The 21,546-nt window shown below is 46.1% G+C and carries 14 protein-coding genes and 6 pseudogenes; 18 read left to right on the top strand and 2 right to left on the bottom strand.

The features are described from left to right. Position 1: 1 nt before the first annotated feature. The 5 genes and pseudogenes from CS022_RS00420 to sucD all read left to right on the top strand — a co-directional run bounded on the left by CS022_RS00420 (position 2) and on the right by sucD (position 7,014). A pseudogene (locus tag CS022_RS00420) lies at positions 2-710 on the top strand (succinate dehydrogenase iron-sulfur subunit). A gap of 111 nt (positions 711-821) precedes the next feature. Beyond that, positions 822-3,646: pseudogene (sucA, locus tag CS022_RS00425) on the top strand (2-oxoglutarate dehydrogenase E1 component). A gap of 12 nt (positions 3,647-3,658) precedes the next feature. Further along, complete coding sequence (gene odhB / locus CS022_RS00430; RefSeq protein WP_129120634.1) at positions 3,659-4,876, top strand: 2-oxoglutarate dehydrogenase complex dihydrolipoyllysine-residue succinyltransferase; 1,218 nt, start codon at positions 3,659-3,661, stop codon at positions 4,874-4,876. A 101-nt stretch (positions 4,877-4,977) separates the two neighbouring features. Then, positions 4,978-6,142 (top strand): annotated as a pseudogene (gene sucC / locus CS022_RS00435) (ADP-forming succinate--CoA ligase subunit beta). Continuing rightward, positions 6,142-7,014: a succinate--CoA ligase subunit alpha gene (gene sucD, locus CS022_RS00440; protein ID WP_129120635.1), complete on the top strand. Its 873-nt coding sequence runs from the start codon at positions 6,142-6,144 to the stop codon at positions 7,012-7,014. Before sucC ends, sucD begins: the two are co-directional and overlap by 1 nt. A 78-nt stretch (positions 7,015-7,092) precedes the next feature. Here sucD and znuB read toward each other — a convergent pair whose 3' ends face one another. After that, a complete protein-coding gene (znuB, locus tag CS022_RS00445) occupies positions 7,093-7,878 on the bottom strand; it encodes a zinc ABC transporter permease subunit ZnuB (RefSeq protein ID WP_129120636.1) in 786 nt (261 codons plus the stop codon). Then, positions 7,871-8,637, bottom strand: a pseudogene (gene znuC, locus CS022_RS00450) (zinc ABC transporter ATP-binding protein ZnuC). The gene znuB and the pseudogene znuC overlap by 8 nt, the downstream one beginning before the upstream one ends. A gap of 81 nt (positions 8,638-8,718) precedes the next feature. Between znuC and CS022_RS25695 the strand changes: the two are divergent. The 13 genes and pseudogenes from CS022_RS25695 to CS022_RS00510 all read left to right on the top strand — a co-directional run bounded on the left by CS022_RS25695 (position 8,719) and on the right by CS022_RS00510 (position 21,526). After that, positions 8,719-9,255, top strand: a complete 537-nt coding sequence (locus CS022_RS25695; protein WP_235869166.1) for a metal ABC transporter solute-binding protein, Zn/Mn family — start codon at positions 8,719-8,721, stop codon at positions 9,253-9,255. Further along, positions 9,228-9,719, top strand: coding sequence for a metal ABC transporter solute-binding protein, Zn/Mn family (locus tag CS022_RS25700; RefSeq protein WP_161569509.1), 492 nt, complete (start codon positions 9,228-9,230; stop codon positions 9,717-9,719). Before CS022_RS25695 ends, CS022_RS25700 begins: the two co-directional genes overlap by 28 nt. Next, complete coding sequence (locus CS022_RS00465; protein WP_235869167.1) at positions 9,716-10,624, top strand: LysM-like peptidoglycan-binding domain-containing protein; 909 nt, start codon at positions 9,716-9,718, stop codon at positions 10,622-10,624. The genes CS022_RS25700 and CS022_RS00465 overlap by 4 nt, the downstream gene beginning before the upstream one ends. Before the next feature lie 80 nt (positions 10,625-10,704). After that, entirely contained in the window at positions 10,705-11,061 is a 357-nt protein-coding gene (locus tag CS022_RS25705; protein WP_235869188.1) for a peptidoglycan DD-metalloendopeptidase family protein, read from the top strand. A gap of 199 nt (positions 11,062-11,260) precedes the next feature. Further along, complete coding sequence (locus CS022_RS00470) at positions 11,261-13,519, top strand: ligand-binding sensor domain-containing protein (RefSeq protein WP_129120639.1); 2,259 nt, start codon at positions 11,261-11,263, stop codon at positions 13,517-13,519. Continuing rightward, complete coding sequence (locus CS022_RS00475) at positions 13,516-13,923, top strand: helix-turn-helix transcriptional regulator (protein ID WP_129120640.1); 408 nt, start codon at positions 13,516-13,518, stop codon at positions 13,921-13,923. The genes CS022_RS00470 and CS022_RS00475 overlap by 4 nt, the downstream gene beginning before the upstream one ends. 518 nt (positions 13,924-14,441) lie before the next feature. Next, entirely contained in the window at positions 14,442-14,672 is a 231-nt protein-coding gene (locus tag CS022_RS00480) for a FeoA family protein (RefSeq protein WP_129120641.1), read from the top strand. After that, a pseudogene (gene feoB, locus CS022_RS00485) lies at positions 14,665-16,940 on the top strand (Fe(2+) transporter permease subunit FeoB). Before CS022_RS00480 ends, feoB begins: the two are co-directional and overlap by 8 nt. Next, a complete protein-coding gene (locus CS022_RS00490; RefSeq protein WP_129120642.1) occupies positions 16,927-17,142 on the top strand; it encodes a FeoC-like transcriptional regulator in 216 nt (71 codons plus the stop codon). The pseudogene feoB and the gene CS022_RS00490 overlap by 14 nt, the downstream one beginning before the upstream one ends. 359 nt (positions 17,143-17,501) lie before the next feature. Then, positions 17,502-17,858 carry an outer membrane protein transport protein gene (locus CS022_RS27040; RefSeq protein ID WP_129120643.1) on the top strand — a complete coding sequence of 119 codons (357 nt, stop codon included), beginning with the start codon at positions 17,502-17,504 and terminating at the stop codon, positions 17,856-17,858. Between the two features lie 55 nt (positions 17,859-17,913). Next, positions 17,914-18,780: pseudogene (locus tag CS022_RS00500) on the top strand (outer membrane protein transport protein); the annotation flags it as partial. Between the two features lie 11 nt (positions 18,781-18,791). Next, on the top strand, positions 18,792-19,331 hold the full coding sequence (locus CS022_RS27045; protein WP_129120645.1) for a hypothetical protein: 540 nt from the start codon (positions 18,792-18,794) through the stop codon (positions 19,329-19,331). Beyond that, positions 19,274-21,526 (top strand): hypothetical protein, encoded by a 2,253-nt coding sequence (locus tag CS022_RS00510; RefSeq protein ID WP_129120646.1) that lies wholly within the window; start codon positions 19,274-19,276, stop codon positions 21,524-21,526. The genes CS022_RS27045 and CS022_RS00510 overlap by 58 nt, the downstream gene beginning before the upstream one ends. Positions 21,527-21,546 lie beyond the last annotated feature (20 nt).

A 21,546-nucleotide genomic window follows, 5' to 3' on the forward strand; every position in this document is an offset into this window, starting at 1 on the left:
AATGAAACTGAATTTCTCTGTGTATCGCTACAACCCCGATGTTGACAATGCCCCGCACATGAAGGGCTACACGCTGGAAGTGCCTGATGGCTCTGACATGATGGTGTTGGATGCGCTTATTCTGTTAAAAGAACAAGACCCAACGTTGTCGTTCCGTCGTTCATGCCGTGAAGGAGTGTGTGGTTCGGACGGCATTAACATGAACGGTAAAAATGGATTGGCTTGTGTCACGCCTCTTTCAGCGCTGACAAACAAGTCTACTATTGTGATCCGTCCATTGCCGGGCCTGCCTGTTGTTCGTGATTTGATCATCGACATGACACAGTTCTATGAGAACTATGAGCGTGTTAAGCCTTATCTGATAAATGACGCTGTACCACCTGCGCGTGAAAATCTCCAAGCCCCGGAAATCGCGCGCATCTGGATGGATTATATGAATGCATTATGTGTGCATGTTGCTCAACGTCATGTCCATCTTTCTGGTGGAATCCTGACAAGTTTGTTGGGCCTGCAGGCTTCTGGCTGCGTATCGTTGGTTGGTTGACAGCCGCGATACTGCGACAGATGAGCGTTTATCTGATCTGGACGACGCTTTTAGTGTTTTCCGTTGTCACAATATCATGAATTGTGTCAATGTCTGTCCGAAAGGTTTGAACCCTACAAAAGCCATTGGACACATCAAGTCAATGCTGCTTAAACGTGCTGTTTAAGGTTTGAGTAGGTCTGAAATATAGAATTAGGCTCCTCTCCCGGAGGAGCTTAAATGGAAACCGGCGCAAAGCCGGCGTAGTAACATCTAACTAAGTGGTTAAGGGATAACAATGCAAAATGGCGTGATGAAGGCTTGGATTGAGTCTTCACACTTGGCTGGCGCCAATGCAACTTACGTAGAAGAACTCTACGAACTGTACCTTAGTGACCCGGAGACAGTAGATCATGAATGGCGAAAAGTTTTTGACGACTTACCCGTTGTCAAAGAGCATGCCACGGAGCAGCCTCACTCCAGAGTTCGTGAATACTTTCGACGACTAGCGACGGAGACAGCGCATTACAGGGCTCCAGTTAGTGATCCAGACGTCGACGCAAAACAGGTTAAAGTACTGCAATTAATCAATGCTTACCGTTTTCGTGGACACCAACAAGCAAATCTTGATCCATTAGGACTTTGGCAACGTGACCGAGTTCCGGATTTAGACCCAGCTTACCATACCCTCAATGAAGACGACTTCGAACAAACGTTTAACGTTGGTTCTTTTGCCAGTGGGCAAGAGAATATGAAGCTCGCCGACCTCTACGATGCTCTGAAGAAGACCTATTGCGGTTCAATCGGTGCAGAGTACATGCACATTACCGACACAGAAGAAAAACGTTGGATCCAGCAACGTCTTGAGTCCGTCGTCGGTCAACCCAAGTTTACCGAACTGGAGAGAATGACCTTCCTCGAGGAGCTAACTGCTGCTGAAGGTCTTGAGCGTTATCTGGGTGCGAAATTCCCAGGTGCCAAGCGTTTCTCTCTCGAGGGCGGTGACGCACTTATCCCTATGCTTAAAGAACTGGTTCGCCATTCCGCGAAGTCAGGTCAAAGGGAAGTGGTTCTGGGCATGGCTCACCGTGGTCGTTTGAACGTTCTTGTTAATGTCCTCGGTAAGAAAACGTCAGAACTTTTTGACGAATTCGCAGGTAAGCATGACGAATCATGGGGTACGGGTGATGTGAAATATCACCAAGGCTTCTCCAGTGATTTCTCAGCGCCAGATGGCGACGTGCATTTAGTTCTTGCATTTAACCCGTCACACCTCGAGATTGTTAACCCTGTTGTTATCGGTTCAGTTCGTGCCCGTCAAGATCGCTTGGACGATAAAGACGGCTCGAAAGTGTTACCAATCACAATACACGGTGACTCTGCCATTGCCGGACAAGGCGTCGTGCAGGAAACCTTTAACATGTCTCAAGCACGCGGCTATCGCGTGGGTGGTACGGTGCGAATCGTTGTGAATAACCAAATCGGTTTCACAACCTCTAATCCAAAAGACACGCGCTCGACACAATACTGTACAGACATTGCCAAGATGGTTCAGGCACCTATCTTCCATGTCAACGCGGATGATCCGGAAGCTGTTGCTTTTGTATCTCGCCTTGCGTTGGACTTCAGAAATGAGTTCAAGCGTGATGTGGTCATTGATTTGGTGTGCTATCGCCGTCACGGTCACAATGAAGCTGACGAGCCAAGTGCTACGCAGCCACTGATGTACCAGAAGATCAAAAAGCACCCTACACCTCGCAAGATCTACGCTGATGTACTTCAGGACAAGACTGTTGCTGACTTAGAGAAAGCAACGCTACTGATCAACGAATACCGTGATGCTTTGGATCGCGGTGAATGTGTGGTCAAAGAATTCCGTCCTATGACACTTCATTCTGTTGACTGGTCACCCTTTATCGGGCACGACTGGACGGTAGATTGGGACAGCAAATTCGACGCACAAAGACTGCAGGAGCTCGGCCAGAGATTGGTTCAATATCCTGAGAGTCATAAGCTACATAGTCAGGTGAAAAAACCTTACGTCAAGCGCGCCGAAATGGTTGCAGGCGAAAGGCCGCTGGATTGGGGTATGGCTGAAACGCTGGCGTATGCGACGTTACTTGATGAAGGCAAACGTATCCGTATTTCAGGTCAGGATGCGTGCGAGGCACCTTTGTTCACCGTATGGCTACCCTACATAACCAAACGGATGCAACGACTTATGTGCCATTGGCTAATTTGCATGATAAACAAGGTCCGTTTCAGATTTTTGACTCTGTGTTGTCAGAAGAAGCGGTATTGGCGTTCGAGTATGGCTATGCGACTGCCGAGCCGGGCGGTCTGACTCTCTGGGAAGCTCAGTTTGGTGACTTTGCCAACGGCGCTCAGGTTGTTATCGACCAGTTCATTAGTTCTGGTGAGCAAAAGTGGGGACGTATGTGTGGTTTAACCATGCTGTTACCACATGGCTACGAAGGTTCGGGACCTGAGCACTCATCTGCGCGCCTAGAGCGCTTCTTGCAGCTGTGTGCTGAGCAGAATATTCAGGTTGTTGTTCCGTCAACGCCTGCACAGATGTATCACATGATCCGCCGTCAGGTAATTCGACCAATGCGTCGTCCTCTGGTGGTGATGTCGCCGAAGTCTTTACTTCGTCATCCATTGTGCACATCGACGCTTGAAGAGCTGACAGAGGGGACATTCCTGCCCGCTATCGGCGAAGTTGACGATATCGATCCAAAAGCAGTGAAACGCATCGTGCTTTGTTCGGGTAAAGTTTATTACGATTTACTTGAAACACGCCGTAAAGAAGAACTGTCAGACGTTGCGATTATTCGTATCGAACAGCTTTACCCATTCCCTTATGAAGCGGTGGAGAAGCTGGTTAAAGAATTCCCACAAGTTAGGGATTTCGTCTGGTGTCAGGAAGAGCCACAGAATCAGGGTGCATGGTATAGCAGCCAGCACAATTTCCGTGCAGTAATCCCTTCAGATGCGACATTGACATACGCGGGTCGTGAGGCCTCTGCATCTCCAGCAGTTGGCTATATGTCGGTTCACTTGAAACAACAAAAAGCACTAGTGCGAAGCGCACTTGGCTTAACTGAAGAACTAGAAAAATAAGGAAAATTGGAAATGACAGTCGAAATTCTGGTTCCCGACTTACCTGAATCTGTCGCGGACGCGACAGTTGCTACCTGGCACAAAAAACCGGGTGAAGCCGTCAGCCGCGATGAAGTTTTGGTTGATATTGAAACTGACAAAGTCGTGTTGGAAGTACCCGCACCGGATGATGGTGTTCTTGAAGCAATCATCGAGGAAGAAGGTGCAACGGTTCTGTCTAAGCAGCTTCTTGCTCGCCTGACTGCTGGCGCAGTTGCGGGCGAAGAAACGAAAGACTCAGTCGCTGAGTCTGCAGCATCTCCTGACAAGCGCCATACTGCATCACTGACTGAAGAAACCAGCGATGCTCTGAGTCCTGCGGTTCGTCGTCTTCTTGCCGAAAACGATTTGAACGCTGATAACATTAAAGGTTCTGGCGTTGGCGGTCGTATCACTCGTGAAGACGTAGAAGCTTATCTCAAGCAGGCAAGTAAAGCGCCTAAGGCTGATGCGAAAGCAGAAGCACCTGCGGCAGACCTGAACGTTGCTCATCGCAGTGAAAAGCGTGTTCCTATGACACGTCTACGTAAACGTGTCGCTGAGCGTTTGCTTGAAGCGAAAAACAGCACAGCAATGCTGACGACGTTTAACGAAGTGAACATGAAGCCGATCATGGACATCCGTAAGCAATACAAAGATGCTTTCGAGAAACGTCATGATGTACGTCTTGGCTTCATGTCATTTTATGTGAAAGCGGTTGTTGAAGCTTTGAAACGTTACCCAGAGGTAAATGCTTCAATTGATGGCGATGATATCGTTTATCACAACTACTTTGATGTCAGCATGGCTGTCTCAACGCCGCGTGGTCTGGTAACGCCAGTTCTGCGTGACTGTGACCAGCTTGGTCTGGCTGACGTCGAAAAAGGCATTAAAGAACTAGCTATTAAAGGTCGTGACGGCAAACTGACTGTCGACGAGCTGATGGGCGGTAACTTCACCATTACAAACGGTGGTGTTTTCGGTTCTCTCATGTCTACACCAATCATTAACCCACCACAGGCTGCGATTCTGGGCATGCACAAGATCCAGGAACGCCCAATGGCGGTGGACGGCAAAGTGGAAATTTTGCCAATGATGTACCTTGCTCTTTCTTATGACCACCGTCTGATTGACGGCCGTGAATCAGTTGGCTTCCTGGTCACAATCAAAGAGCTTTTAGAAGACCCAACGCGTCTGCTACTTGACGTTTAAGACAGCAGTACGGTGAAAGCCGATGTCAGAAAAGGGAAGTCTTCCCGCTTCCCCTTTTCTGGATGGAATCACATTAAAAGAATGGAAACGGATAGAACATCATGAATCTGCACGAGTATCAGTCTAAACAGCTTTTCGCTGAATACGGCTGCCTGTATCAGAAGCTACGCCTGTGACACTCCTCAAGAAGCTGCTGAAGCGGCTGATAAAATTGGCGGCGACGAGTGGGTCGTTAAGTGTCAGGTCCACGCAGGTGGACGTGGTAAAGCTGGTGGCGTAAAGCTGGTAAGAAGCAAAGAAGAAATTCGTGACTTTGCTGAAAATTGGCTGGGCAAAAACCTGGTTACTTACCAAACAGATGCGAATGGCCAACCAGTAAGCAAAATCCTTGTAGAGAGCTGCACTGATATCGATCAGGAGCTTTATCTGGGTGCGGTTGTTGACCGCGGCACACGTCGTGTTGTCTTCATGGCATCGACAGAAGGTGGTGTGGAAATCGAAAAGGTTGCTGAAGAGACACCTGAACTGATCCACAAAGCAAACATCGACCCATTGGTAGGCCCACAGCCTTACCAAGGTCGTCAGCTGGCATTCAAACTGGGCCTGAAGGGCAACCAAATCAAGCAATTCACTAAGATCTTCATGGGCATTGCTCAGTTGATTCTTGACCGTGACGTTGCACTGGTTGAAGTTAACCCGCTGGTTATTAAAACCGACGGCGACCTGCACTGCCTGGATGCAAAACTGGCTATCGACAGCAACGCTGTTTATCGTCAGCCGCAAATCCGCGACATGCATGATCCAAGTCAAGAAGATGCACGTGAAGCACACGCAGCGAAGTTTGAACTTAACTACGTAGCGCTTGATGGAAGCATCGGTTGTATGGTTAACGGTGCTGGCCTTGCAATGGGTACGATGGATATCGTAAACCTGCATGGCGGTAGCCCTGCAAACTTCCTGGATGTTGGTGGCGGTGCGACGAAAGAGCGCGTTACTGAAGCATTCAAGATTATCCTGTCAGACAGCAACGTTAAAGCTGTACTGGTTAACATCTTCGGCGGTATCGTTCGTTGTGACCTGATTGCAGACGGCATCATCGGCGCGGTTGAAGAAGTAGGCGTAGAAGTACCTGTTGTTGTTCGCCTAGAAGGTAACAACGCAGAGCTGGGTGCTCAGAAACTGGCCGAAAGTGATTTGAACATTATTGCTGCGACCTCTCTGACTGAAGCAGCACAGAAAGTAGTAGCTGCAGCGGAGGCAAAGTAATGTCTGTTTTGATCAATAAAGATACTAAAGTTATCTGTCAGGGCTTCACTGGCGGTCAGGGTACTTTCCACTCTGAGCAAGCTATTGCATACGGAACGCAAATGGTTGGTGGTGTATCACCAGGCAAAGGCGGCACTGAACATCTGGGTCTGCCAGTATTTAATACTGTTGCTGACGCAGTAGAGACAACAGGCGCAACGGCTTCTGTTATCTATGTACCAGCACCTTTCTGTAAAGATGCAATCCTTGAAGCTATCGATGCAGGCATCGAGCTGATCGTTTGTATCACTGAAGGTATTCCTACTCTGGATATGCTGGAAGTAAAAGTGAAGCTTGACGAAACTGGCGTTCGCATGATTGGTCCTAACTGTCCGGGCGTTATCACTCCGGGTGAGTCTAAGATTGGCATCATGCCTGGTCACATTCATAAGCCAGGTAAAGTGGGTATCGTATCTCGCTCAGGTACGCTGACTTATGAAGCAGTTAAGCAAACGACTGACGAAGGTTTTGGCCAGTCTACTTGCGTAGGTATTGGCGGTGACCCAATCCCAGGTTCTAACTTCATCGATATTCTTGAGATGTTTGAGAAAGATCCTGCGACTGAAGCAATCGTAATGATTGGTGAAATCGGCGGTACTGCAGAAGAAGAAGCTGCTGCATACATCAAAGAGAACGTCACTAAACCTGTTGTCTCTTACATTGCTGGTGTGACAGCTCCTCCAGGTAAGCGCATGGGCCACGCTGGTGCAATCATCTCTGGTGGTAAAGGTACTGCGGAAGACAAGTTCGCGGCACTTGAAGCTGCTGGCGTTACAACAGTGAAAAGCCTTGCTGACATCGGTAAAGCACTTCGCGAAAAAACAGGTTGGTAAACCCAACGCTGTTCTGACGTAATAAAAAAGCCGCTCATTGGAGCGGCTTTTTACTGCATGTAAATTCAGTTTATGACTTTATCGAGGTTGCTTTCGGATTTGGCTAAACAAGAACAATGCAGCTGCGACAACGACGACAGATGGTCCAGCTGGCGTATCCTCAAACCAAGATAAGCTCACCCCACCCAGTACAGACATGCACCCAATAAGTACTGCCAGTATTGTCATTTTCTCGGGGCTATCAGAAAAGCGCCTTGCAGTCGCCGCAGGTATAATCATCAGCGAGGTGATAATCAACGCTCCAACAAATTTCATTGCGATTGCGATCACCAGCCCCACCATCAGCATGAGTACTAAACGAAGTCCATCAACGTTATAACCATCGACACGTGCCATATCTTCACTGACCGTGATGGTCAAAAGCGGACGCCAAAGTTTGTATATCAGACCGATGATAATTGCCGTACCAATAGCAATGATAATAAGATCGTCTCTTGTAATAGAGAGTAAGTCACCAAAAAGATAAGACATCAAATCGACGCGGATATCATCGAGGAAGCTAACGGTAACCATGCCAAGCGATAAGGAGCTATGCGCAAGTATACCGAGGAGTGTATCTGTTGATACTGAACTTCTGCGTTGCAAGATAACCAGCGCGATAGCAATCAACAAGCACGAGCTAATAAGCGCGATGTTGAGGTCTATCTGGAAAAGTAAACCGAGTGCCAAGCCAAGCAAAGAGGCGTGAGCGAGAGTATCACCAAAATACGACATTCTTCGCCAGACGATAAATGAGCCAAGTGGACCAGCCGCTACTGCAATAAGCAGTCCGGCTAAAACAGGGTAAAGTAGAAACTCAAGCATCAGGCTTTTCCCCATGTTGGCAGGGTTCGACGAGGTCGCCGGACAAATCGTGCTCGTGATTATGATGATGTTGGTAAAGTGCGAGTTTCTCGCTTTCTCTTTTTCCGAACAGGGCCACGTACTTGGGATGTGCAGAAATAGCCTCAGGACTACCCGAGCAACAAATATGATGTTGAAGACAAATAACTTCGTCAGTTTTAGCCATCACAAGGTGTAAATCATGCGAAACCATCAAAATGGCGCAATGTAATTTGTCTCGCAGGGTTTCAATCAGCGTATACAGCGCAAGTTGTCCGTTCACATCGACGCTTGAACTGGCTCGTCAAGAACGAGAAGGTCAGGTTGCTTGAGCACAGCATTGGCAAGCAATACTCTTTGCAACTCACCACCCGATAGCGTGTGCATGTTAGCATTTTGCAAGTGGGACGCGTCGACGAGCTCAAGCGCTTCTTTCACCGTTTTGTTTGTTGCGTTTTGACACAACAATAGGAAGCGGTTGACCATTAAAGGCAGTGTATCGTTTAGCTTGAGTTTTTGAGGAACGTAGCCAATCCTGAGTTTTGGCATTCGCCAGACGGTGCCAGTGGAAGGTTTGTTGAGGCCAATCACTGTTTTAACGAGTGTCGACTTGCCAGCCCCATTTGGCCCTACAAGGGTCATTATTTTGTTGCGTTCGAGTTTTAAGGAGACATTGTCGAGGACATGTCGTCCATCAAATGTCACAGTCACATTATCAAATGTGATTAGGGGGCCACTCATAAATTCCACATGATATTAAAACCAGCCTGTTATAATATAACACTTTTCATTTCTGATAAACTCAACGCCGTAGGAATTTTTATGCGCTCAAGATTGTTAAGAGCCAAGGTACTTTGTGCCATTTTATTCGCATCCATGCCATTGATGGCCTCCGACATCTCCATCGTCACCACTGTTAAACCGATTAGCCTGATTGCAAAAGATATTGCTGGAGATCGCGGGGAAGTCGTCCAACTTTTACCCAATGGCGCCTCACCACATGACTACGCGTTGAAACCTTCCGATCTCAGAAAAATCAAAAGTGCAGACTTAATGATCTGGGTAGGCCCTGAAATGGAGCTTTTCTTGAGGAAAATCACTAAAAATCATGAAAATACCCTGCAATTAACAGCGGTAAAAGGTTTTCCTTTGCGTTATTATGGCGACAATGCTGAAGGCCACGAAGGCCACGAAGGCCACGAAGGCCACGAAGGCCACGAAGGCCACGAAGGCCACGAAGGCCACGAAGGCCACGAAGGCCACGAAGGCCACGAAGGCCACGATGATGGTCATGGACACCATCATCATGATGGGCAGATGGGCACATTTGGTTGGGTCCCGATCAAGCTCTTGCTATAGCAAAAGCTATCACTAAACAGTTGGTCACCGTTGATGCCAAAAATGCCGACTATTACCATTCAAACCTTCAGAAAGTGACAAAAGATATTGAAGTCGCCAAAGGTGAAATCAAAGCACGTTTGTCCAACTATACTAACCAAGGATATTTCGTCTTTCATGATGCTTACGGCTACTTTGAAGAAGCATTTGGACTCAAACAAACAGGGCATTTTACCGTAGACCCTGATAGAAAACCTGGTGCGAAGACACTGGTGAAAATTCGAGAGGCATTAGTGAAGAATCAAGCACAATGTGTGTTTACAGAACCTCAGTTCAATGATGGTTTTGTTAAGAGTGTTTCAAAGCACACCAAAACGAAAGTTGTGGCATTGGACCCACTTGGTATCAGCATTCCTAAAAACGGCAGATACGTTGATTTCCTTTACTCCCTAGGCAACAAGTTCACAGAGTGTTTTGAAAGATGATACAAAGGCTGTTTACGGTCCCTATTCGGGTAGTTAACCAGTTCCAGTCGTTGCCTAGAATTCATCGTTTATCCCTGATAACGATGTCGTTTTTGATGGTTGCGATAGCAATATGGACACCGAAACATAATCAGGAAAATACGTCGGTAAGAAAATCTGTGCCGCTTGATCAGCAAGCGGTCACTCCGATTTCAGCCGAAAATAGCGAACCGTTGGACGGTTTTATCGACCCTGATGATCCTGCATTGACGGTTGAACAGGATGAAATAGACAAACAGCTTGTTAAAGAAGAATCACATCAACACAGTCATACCGTTATATCAGGCGACAGCCTGAGCTCGATTTTTAGTCAATATGGCTTGTCGCTGGGTGACATGTACTCACTTGTTGATACAAACAAATCTGTGAGTCGGCTGAAAATTGGTCAGACAATACGCTGGCAACTTGACGATGACGGTAAGCTAACGACATTTGAAGTTCAGCGGGACCGGAAGACGATCGATATTTTTTCTTGGTCAGCGGACGGCATTGCGTTTAGCCAGCGCTCAACCGAAGGTGTTTTTCGTGAAGACGTGGTAAAAGGTGTTGTAAAGACCAGTTTCTATGTCCAGGCTCGTCAGGCTGGGCTTACACCGGGGCAGATTCAGGAATTAGTATCTGCTTTACAATGGCGTTTCGACTTGGGTAAACAGGCGAGAACGAATGACCGTTTTTACGCCATTGTTAACCGAGAATATGTTGATGGTGAGCGATTTAGCTCCGGTGATGTCACCGGTTTTCTGTATCGTTCTGGTCGAAACGAACTGATGATATTCAGACATAAAGACGGAAAGTTTTATGATCAGGATGGGCAAAGCTACAGCGTGCTTTCCGTCGGTTACCTTTATCAAAGCGATATCGCATAAGTTCGTCGTTTAACCCACATCGACTTCACCCGATCACTGGCCGTATTTCACCGCATAATGGTACTGATTTCGCTACGCCGATAGGCACACCTGTTTTAGCAACCGGTGATGGCGTTGTTGTGAAGGCGACTAAGCATAGCCTTGCTGGCTATTTCGTTGTCATCAAACACGGTCGTGAATACACCACTCGATATTTGCACTTAAGTCGTATTTTAGTCAAGAAAGGCCAGCGAGTGAAAATGGGTCAGAAGATAGCCTTGTCAGGTAACACTGGTCGTTCAACAGGACCTCACCTCCATTATGAACTGCATAAATTTGGTCGACCTGTTAACGCAATGAAGGTTCCGCTTCCTCAAGCTTCACCAATACCGAGAAAAGAGAAGGCTGGTTTTATCGCAAAGCTTAAAGATGCTGAACAAAGGCTAGAGCAAACTTAATTTTCCCAAAGAGGCATGAATTTTGAACCATGCCTCTTTAATCTTCCCTCGAGCTGTTGATAGCGCCATCATGGGTTACTATGCCGACTGACTCTTAAAGTTATACCTCACAGCTATCATCATGTTGTTACCGATAAAATTTATACGTCCGCGTTGCATGCATGCCCTTTTGTTTCTCGCTGTAACGCTTGCGATGTCTATGAAGTCATCACTTGCTTCAGCTGGAGAGTTCATATACCAAGCTGTTGGAGACATTGATAGGCCAGTTGTCCAGATAGCACCGATACCTGATTCAGGCGCTTGGACCATGGGTGGTCAAGGTGTTGTGAGCTTTGTAGATGGGGAAAATTCTTACGCACTGTCCGATGTCACTCAACTGCCTGAACCCACGTTTAAGAAGATGGCTTATGATCCCCAAAACAGTGAGTTATGGCTAGTTTCAGCGAAGTATCTGTATCGCTATGAGGTAACAACAAATACTTGGCAAGATTTTCTGCTGAAAGGTATCTCAGATATTTGTGTGTTCGAAGGGAATATATTTCTGTCGATAGGGGCTTCGATACGTCGTTTTGATCGTCCTTTATCTGACTTCGTCCCACTTGCCGAGCTGCCAGAACATTACCCTCGGATTTATCCCTCCGCAGATAAAATCTTCATCACGACCAAGCATAAGATATCTTCGCTGGCTTCGGGGGAGATTACGCCGCTGGCTACTCTGATAGATAATGAGATTTATAGTTTACTCCCCATTGAAAGGAATCGACTTATTCTCGGTACTTCTTCAGGGCTAGTGATCGTGAAGTCAAACGGCGAAACAAAGGCGTTGACGACACTGTCTGGTAAACGTATCTACGATGTGAAAATGTGGAACGCAAAACTCTGGGCGGCAACAAGTGATGGTGTCTACGGCTTTACCCTCATTGAGGGGAATAATAACACTGTCATTCTTAGGCAGGTGTACTCTCCTTTAGAGTCAGATGGGGCCACCTATGCCCTTGCGCCAGAAAGCGACTCCCTTTGGTTGGCGGGTATTTATGGTGTGGGTGTTAGACCGATGTTTGCTGACGGGGTGATCAAAAAGTTTGTCTCAGCCGAAAGGCAGCGAGACATTCGCGCAATCATTCCGCTTGAGCAATCTCAAGGTGTTATGGTTTTTATGCAAAATTCCGTGACTCACTTAGATGAAGACTTAAACACAGTGTGGGTAACTCAGCTTAACAATAGGGTGAGGTCCCAGGCTCTGCTCAAAGGAGAAATCTGGCTTGTGACTGATGGTGGAGTCATACGAATAAATAGAGAAACTGGAGATGTAATGCCATCAGATCCGTATCTCGCAAATGCGTCGCCAGAAAAGATTTATTCGGACGGCAAGTCTTTGTGGCTTTGGTCAGACAAAGTCGGTCTAAGTCGCTACTGGCCGGATAAAGCGCTACTCCCTTACACTGAATTCTGGGAGCAGCGGCATCGGGGGTTAATGGTAAACAGTATGGCCGCAGGGCCCAACTCTACGGTGATTGCGACCAACATGGGCTTGTATATTGCCATCAATGGTCAATTTACATATGTAGACAGCTCTGAAAGTATCGGCAACATCATGCAAGTGAAATACATAAATGGCTCATATTGGGTGCTGTCTTATACCGGCATATATGTATATAGCAATGATCTATTTTCCCCCCCGAAAAAGGCAACTTTGCCTTTGCAGGAAAAAGCGCAATGTATATTCTCTTCTAAAGACAATGTGTTTTTTGGGACATCTAAACACATTGCCTGGCAATCATTGAGCGATACTCAACATTCGCATTTTCACACTGCCCAGGTTCCCGGTTTACAATGGAAAGACTTCTCGCCAACACTTTGTGTTGGTAACGGAGAACGTTTTGTTATCGGAGATTCAAAAACAGCACTGCTGGTAAAAGCCGATATATTCAACAACGTCAGGCCTTTCAGTCGTGAGGCATTCGTGAGCAGTGTGACTCTTGGCACTCGGTTATGGCGGGTTGGCCTAGAGAAAGACGCGTCGTATTTATTGCCTGCCAATAAGGCCATCTCTGTTAGCTTGTCGCTGTTATATGATTCAAAGTGCCCGTTTGAGTATCGGCTTTGGGGAAACGGCGGGGGAGAGTGGCATACTACTGAGGCACAGGAGCTAAATTTTGATCATCTCTTACCCGGGAGTTATCAACTGCAAATTCGGGAAAGAAACCGTATTGATTCTCTTCTTTCATTTACGATTGAGCAACCTTTGTATCTTCGTTTCTGGGGCGTCCTTGTCTGTATATTTATCTCTTTTCTCGTCTTATTCTTAATTCTTGTCGTTCGCAATATAAAGCTTCGTCAACAGAATACGTATCTTCGAAAAACAGTGCATGTTTCTATTAAAGAGCTAGAGGCGAAGAAGCGTCAAAGTAAGCCCGAAGTTGCTATCAGGCTGAGGTTTCGTCAAGTCCAACCGTGAGCCCGAACGATACGCAGACGTCACCTGCGGAAGACTTAGGGCTGGCAGAGCCGAACAAGGATGTGGTTGAAGATAAGATATGGGTTGCGATGGTCAGGAAAGTTATCGAGCAGCAGTTTCATGATCCGAGTTTTTCTCCCTCTATGCTGGCCAGTGAGCTATCTATGTCACAGAGAACATTACAGCGAAAATTCAAATTACAGTTTGGTATGTCGGTGAGAGAGTTTATCAGTGTCGTGCGGCTAGAAAAGGCCAGTGAAATGCTGATGGCGTGCGATACGATTACCGATGTTGCATTCGCCTGTGGTTTTAATGAACCATCCTATTTTGCCCAAAGGTTCAAACAGCGGTTTGGTGTGTCGCCTTCGCAGTTTATTGAGGATAACCGGGTCGGTAGCGATTAGATAACAACGAGTAGATAAAAAAAAACGTGGTATAGCTTTCGCCATACCACGGGCGTCAAGGACACCTTCGCTTGCTGCCGGAGGTACGCGGGAGGGCCGCGCACCATCTGGAATTCTTTAATTCGAATCAGTGGTTACATTTATAAGACTTTTCACGTTTAATTGATATCATTTTTCCGCCAACTCATCTTTTTTTACACCTTCCCTAAATTTTCGTGATTCCCCTCATATTTTTTGGCGTTGCTAAAACCCTTAATGATTGTTTTGTAATTTAAAAATGACGTTTTTGACGCTATAAAGGCGATCATCAGACTTATGTTTTGACCGTTTTTGTTGATGATTTGACGGGGAATTAACGTAAATGACGTAGTTTTAGCGTCAATTTTCATAGCAACCGAGTGAACGTAAAAAAAAACATCCACACTCTCGATAGATTCTTTTGATTAACATCAATATTTAGTTGAAACAATATGTAACAATGTGTCCCGTAATGTTTATGATTCTCATTTGGTGTTTGTATGTATTTAACTGAACTGGATGTTGGGGGTACTGCACGGGTTGTTTCACTCGAACAGGTCCCTGAGCTTGCGAAGAAAAAGTTGATGGTGATGGGTCTATTGCCGGATACGATTGTCGAGGTCGTCAGGTTGGCACCGATGGGCGATCCCATTCAGGTCAGAGTGAGAGGTTTCGATGTGGCTTTGCGCAGGTCATTGGCAGCATTTATCAAGGTAGAAAACAATGACTAAACGTATCGTCACAGTTGGTAACCCAAACAGCGGAAAAACAACGCTTTTTAACCAGCTTACTGGGGCAAGACAGCAAGTTGGAAACTGGGCGGGTGTGACCGTTGAAAAGAAAGCAGGGCTGTATACGTCTGATGGTAAAGATATTGAGGTCACAGACCTGCCTGGTATTTATTCTTTGGATAACTCTGATGAAATCAACAGTCTAGATGAATCTATTGCCGTTAAAGCACTGTTTTCGGGCAACGCTGACCTCATTATTAACGTTGTCGATGCGACATGTCTGGAACGCAGCCTCTACCTGACAGTTCAGCTTCTTGAGTTGGGTGAGCCAATGGTCGTCCTGCTGAATAAAATGGATGCACTGAACAGACAAGGCCAGAAAATTGACATTGAGAAACTGTCAAAACAACTAAAATGCCCCGTCTTTTGTGTATCAGCCAATGATAACAAACAAGTTCAACGACTAAAGAAAGACTTTGATGGCGCACTCGGTGGCGAGTTGGCATCAGACGGCCAGCGCTTTGACTATGGCGACAGTGTTGAACTTATAATCTCTCAGGTTGGGAGTGCTATTTTTTCGGTGCCTGAAAAGCATCGCCGTGCATCTGCCGTGCGTTTGGTCACTGGCGATCAGTTGATGGCGGCGTCACTCAGTGAAGATGAAATTTCGCTGACTCAACGTCTCATTCACGAAAGACGTGACGGTGAAGACATCGATTTGCTAGTTGCGAGTGCGAGATACACCTGGGTGGCTGAAGTTTGCAAAGCATCTCGCCAGACATTCAAGACGTTTTCGAAACGTGTTACCGACAAGATTGACCAATTCGCTCTCAATCGTGTTTTGGGAATGCCGATTTTCTTTGGCGTCATGTACCTCATGTTTATGTTTTCGATAAACATTGGCAGTGCATTTATCGACTTCTTTGATATCAGTGTTGGTGCGTTGCTGGTGGAAGGTGGGCATGTTCTTGTCGACGGCCATTTACCTGTTTGGTTAGTCACCTTACTTGTTGATGGTGTTGGCGGCGGTATTCAAACTGTTTCCACCTTTATCCCTGTGATTGGCTGCCTCTATCTTTTCATGTCTTTGCTCGAAAGTTCGGGTACATGGCTCGTGCGGCTTTTGTTCTTGACTACTTCATGCAGAAGATTGGTTTGCCGGGAAAAGCCTTTGTCCCGTTAGTTCTTGGTTTTGGTTGTAATGTTCCCGCGATTATGGCGACGCGTACTTTGGACCAAGAAAGAGAGCGTAAACTTTCTGCCGCTATGGCTCCCTTTATGTCTTGCGGCGCAAGACTACCTGTATATGCGCTGTTTGCTGCCGCCTTTTTCCAAGAATCTGCGCAGAACGTTGTCTTCTTGCTTTATCTAGCCGGGATTTTAGTCGCGATCCTCACTGGTGTGATCCTCCGAAAAACCCTCTATCCGGGCGAGAGTGATAGCTTGGTCATGGAGATGCCAGAGTACGAGTGGCCAAAAGCAAAAAACGTTTTTATCAAGACCTGGAACAAACTCAAGCGCTTTGTGCTCGGTGCGGGTAAAACCATCGTTGTTGTTGTTACTTTACTGACTTTCGCCAATTCAATTTCAATGGACGGAACTTTTGGCCATAGCGATACGGATCAATCTGTGCTGGCAAAAGCTGCTCAAGTTATTACTCCCATATTTTCTCCGATTGGTATCAAAGACGATAATTGGCAGGCTACCGTCGGCATTATTACGGGTATTTTTGCCAAAGAAGCCGTCGTTGGCACGTTAAATAGCCTTTACTCCGATCACCACGAACCGGCTGAAAAGTTTTCATTGAAGGACAAACTGACTGAAGCGGTGCAGACTATTCCTGAAAAATTGCTGGGTATTAAGCTTATTGACCCGATGGGTCTTAAGGTCGACAGCGATCAGCAAGCTATCGCGACTGAGCAAGGTGTTGATATGAGCATCTTCAGTAATTTGCAAAAGCAATTCTCTCCCGCAGCTGCATTTTCTTATCTGGTCTTTATTTTGCTGTACACACCCTGTGTTGCTGCAATGGGGGCCTATGTTCGGGAGTTCGGTAGACAATTCTCATTATTCATTGCGAGCTGGACAATGTTACAAGCCTTTGTGTTCTCTGTTGCGACTTATCAGATTTTGAACTTTGCCGTTGACCCTGCTGGCAGCGCAATGTGGATAACAATAGCGGCGCTAATGATGGGTGCTGCTGTGCTGATTATGAGGGAGTTGGGAAATAGGCAACACTCGGCAGGAATGGTTTATGATTCTCTTTGATTTGTTGAAATTCGTAGAATTAAATTCTGGTATAACCAAAAAAGACCTTGCAGATCATTTTGAAGTCAGCGAGGACGGGATTGATGCAATGATATTAATATGGATGCAAAAAGGGTTGTTAAAAACAGTCAGGTCAAGAAACGGAGAAATGAAATATTTCCACCTCAAAAACAACGAAATCTCTGTCAATATTCTTGGCTAATTTATATTTATTTACCGTCATGTAATTTATGGCGTTGGAATAAAAACATATAAATCAAGTGTTTAATTTTATCCCTGATTTATTTTATATTCAAAATAGAGCATATATTCATGTTGAGTATGCTCCCTTTTCATTTCTTTCCTACAATTTAGGTCCAACTAAATTATCTCCGCTACTGTTTCACTAATGAAACATAGAGACTACCCATTCTCACTATACTTTCCATAGTGGTTAGACCAGTTGTTATATCTTTACTGATGTTAATAAACAGAGCATTTGGCTAATCGATTAAGGCTTAGTCACTTCTGATAAGCAAAGAATATCGATGCAACTCTGAGAAGCAGAGTGTGGGGAAATTTATGAAGCAAACATGGAAGCTGGTGCTCGTCACAACAGGGACGTGGCTGTTTTCGACGTATGTATCGGCCGCATCATTTTATCTTAACGAGAAATACGCAAGCGGGATTGGGCGCGCTAATTCTGGCGAGGCAGCTATCGCAGATACACCAAATGTCATTGCGAGTAACCCAGCAGGGATTACCCGATTTGATGGTTTTACATTGTCAGGAAACACAACGTTAACGCTTCAGCAAATGGAAATAGAAAGCTTATGGATCAACCAAAAAGTGGTTGATTTAGTTCCCCCCTTGCATTTCCTACCGGTTTTTTGTCGTTTCCCATCACTGACGACTTGTACGCTGGCATTGGAGCTATAGCACGTTTGGTTTTACAGGAGAGTATCCGGCAGACTTTGCTCATGGCGATCTTGGTGGTGAGCAACGCATTATTACGCTTTCCGCACACCCTGTCATCGCGTACCGAGTTAATGACGAATTGAGCGTGGGAGCTGGCGCGATCATAAATTACGCCAATGTAAAAGTTGGAAGATATGTCGGCTCATTTGCTCAAGTGTTTGACACGTTAAAGCCTACGGATATTGCTCTCGTTGCTCGCATGGACGGTTTTGGCTTTGGTTATAATGTTGGCGCACTGTATGAGTTCAATGAAGACCATCGCATGGGTGTCTCTTATCGAGGTAAATCGAGTATTTCCCTCGACAATGGCGAGCTGTCTGACTTTACCGGTCGTTATATTCCTGCTGATGGCGGCACAACAGGCGTGAAAATGACACTTGATTTGCCTGACGTTTTCGAGTTTTCAGGTTATCACCGAATTTTTGATGATTGGGCATTTCATTACGATGTTATGTGGACTGGCTGGAGTGCGCTTGCCGGTGTCACCATCAAAGATAAAACAGGCGATACCTGCATGTTCAATAGAGAGCCAGATAAGCTCGGTATCTGTGTTTCTAACCCCATTAAGCTGGAAGACAGCTTTCGTTACGCTGTCGGCGCGACCCACTATTTTAATGACGATTGGACCTTCCGTACTGGTTTTGCTTTCGATGAACAAGCCGCTGAAACGTCAGTTGTTTTACCAGATATGAATACCATAACGGCCGCAGTCGGTGCGACTTGGCAATTCAATTCTGATTTGTCCTTTGACTTCGGCTTTTCGGCTAACAAACGTCAGACCGCTGAATTTATCGATAAGGATCTGACCTTCAAACAGCCTTATCTGTTCCGTGTAACGCGGAGTGCCATTTTCTTGAGCCTTGGCTTCAACTACGAAATTTGAGGGACGTGCAAATGACAAGGAAGATTGCTCACACACTTTTAAAGGCCCTTGCCGTGATTGGCCTCGTGGTGTCTGCCTCTGGCTGCGATAACAAATCGAAAATTGAGGGCTCTCAAACCGAAACACCTTTTCTCCCTCAATTTGATCAAAGCCTAAATGCTCAAACCAAGGTGACATACATCTTGGCGGGCCCCGGAGAGGATTTACCCCGCCCAAATTTTATTATTCATGACGCCTTGGATGGCACGGTGCAACTGCCTGCTGATTTTGGTACACCGCCCGATCTGACTAATCCTTTTCATTCATTGAGTACGCTTGATGGCTGGTCAATCAGTAAATTTGTTCAGGTCGGCTTTACCGGTAAAGGTTTTGGTGAGGGACGACAAGAAGTCACTGAGGGGGCATATCTCTTTAAAGTGGATAAAGATTTCGATGACAGTGATCCCATTATCGAACGCCAGATCCCCGCTGATGTCTATACCGAGGCACTAACTTGTTCATCCAGCCTTTGGAGCTACTCGAACCGAAAAGCGAGTACATTTATGTGGTGACAGATGCAATAAGAGACATGGATGGTATTTCGGTCGGCACATCAAGAGCCTATGCGACGTTAGCGACAGGTACCGTACCTGCCTTGGGGGACAGACTAAATCGAGCATCACGGATAACCATTGCCATCAACAAATTGCTCGATGAGTTCAGCGATCAGACGTTTGATATTAATTCTGATGATATTATTTTCTCAAGCTGGTTCAGTACACAGTCAATCACTGACGACTTGGTGGCGACCAAATACGCTATTTTGACAGCAATGGAGCAAGGCGGGCTCGAAACCTTATGGAAGGGAAAAGCTAACCCTAACAATGTCGATCTCAGTGGCGCTTATCAAATGAACTTTTCTGCCACGACCGATTTTGGTGACTACTTACGAACAGACGAGAATTTCGATAAATATGTTGCCTCGCAGGCAGGTGGCGACGCACCCGTTGAAGGCCAGCCATCTGAACTGAAAAAATTGCTGCTGGATATTTATGGCGCAATGGGGCTTATTAATGATTTGGATTTTATAAATTTATTGCGTGGGATTCGAGTTGACGTCACTTCAGGTACAGTTAACCTGCCGCATTTTCTTTACAAAGACGAAAACTGGCGTGCTTTACCCGCAGCCCCCGCAGCCCCGAACGTATACACGCTAAGCTACATACTCAAAGAAGGAACCGCTCAAGATCAGGCTGCTATCAATGCACAACTGCGTCAAATCAATGTTGATCCATTGCTTATCAAAAGCTTAGATATACTCAACCGCAACGAGGAAATGGTCAAACTTATTGGTGCGGATTTGCGTCTCGCTGACGGCAACCCTATCACTAAACTTTTGATAGATGCAGGCACCCAACCTTCAACAATCGCAAGAATTACTCGATATAGCCCGTTCCCCACGGTTCGGAGCATGGAAGAAGTCCCGTTTTTATTGGTCACGCCGAAAACGATCGATAGCTCGAAACCGTTGAACTTGCTGATCTATAACCACGCTGTGATTGCCTCAAAAGAGACTGTGCTAGCCCTTGTGCCTCGAATGATTGGTTTGAGCAAGCTCCCTGCTTTTGTTTCTGATTTGATCAACTTGTTCCAGCCACTTATCGATATCTTGGGTGATGCTTTTGGTGTCGGGGATTTAACCGAGTTATCGTGGCTTCGAGGTGACACCATCAATACTGCTATTTTAGTCATTGATTTACCTCTGCATGGAGAGAGAAGCCTTGATGAAAAGCGTTCAGCAAATACGGACCCAACAGCTTATATCGCGCTTCAAAACATGGCGGTCGGAAAGTCGATATTTCACCAGTCGATTTACGACACGCTCGGGTTGAGGTTGGCTGTGGACCTTGCGCAATCATCAGGACGTCTTGCCGGAACACCGCTGGAAAACCTGTCGGATAATGCACCCGGTTTCATGGCCCATTCACTGGGTGGTATATCTGGACTGTCTGCAGTCGCTATAGCACAACATGATGATGGAACAGGGATCGATCATTCTCAGCTCGCGTTTTCATCCGTGGCGTTGGCAAAAGTGAGCGCAGGCATTTCTGATACCTTGCTCAACTCCAGTGCCTTTGAACTCACTGTGAAGCACTTTATTTCAGAAGCACAAAGCCCAGATTACCGGGATTACATTAAAGAGAACAGTAATGCATGTGATCCGGCAATAAGCAGTGATATTGGTAAATGCTACACCGATTTTGTTTCAGCGGCGCAGAATTCCAGTGATAAGGCAACGGTATTAGAGTTTCTGGAGCAACAGTTCAAACTCTTTTCTTTCGCGGCGCAGATGATGCTCGATGGTATTGACCCTTACAGTTTTGTGGACTTGGAAAATGCTGACGGTACAAAGGCGCTGGGCTCGATTCCAATATTGGCGTTTCAAGCAGAAAATGACGAATATCTTTCAAACGAAGTTCAGTTCTCTCCTTTTTCAGGCACTGAACCGCTTGCCAGACGCCTTGGGTTAAATTTTGTCAGTAAAGAAGCGCCGATGCTTGTTGGTGATAGAAACCTCATATTATTCAATGATGATGCTGTTCATACGACTTTTTTAGGGCCAACGAATGTTGATGAAGATACTAATGAATCATTGGACTTTCAGCACAACAATTATATTCAGGTGCTTATCAATGAGTTCTTCCAATCTCAAGGTCAGAGCGTAGGTGTATTTTCAGATGATTTGTTGGAAACATCGGTAAAATAGGCGGTAAAATGAGAGGAAAA

The sequence above is a fragment of the Veronia nyctiphanis genome, assembly GCF_004116385.1.
Taxonomy (GTDB): Bacteria; Pseudomonadota; Gammaproteobacteria; order Enterobacterales; family Vibrionaceae; genus Veronia; species Veronia nyctiphanis.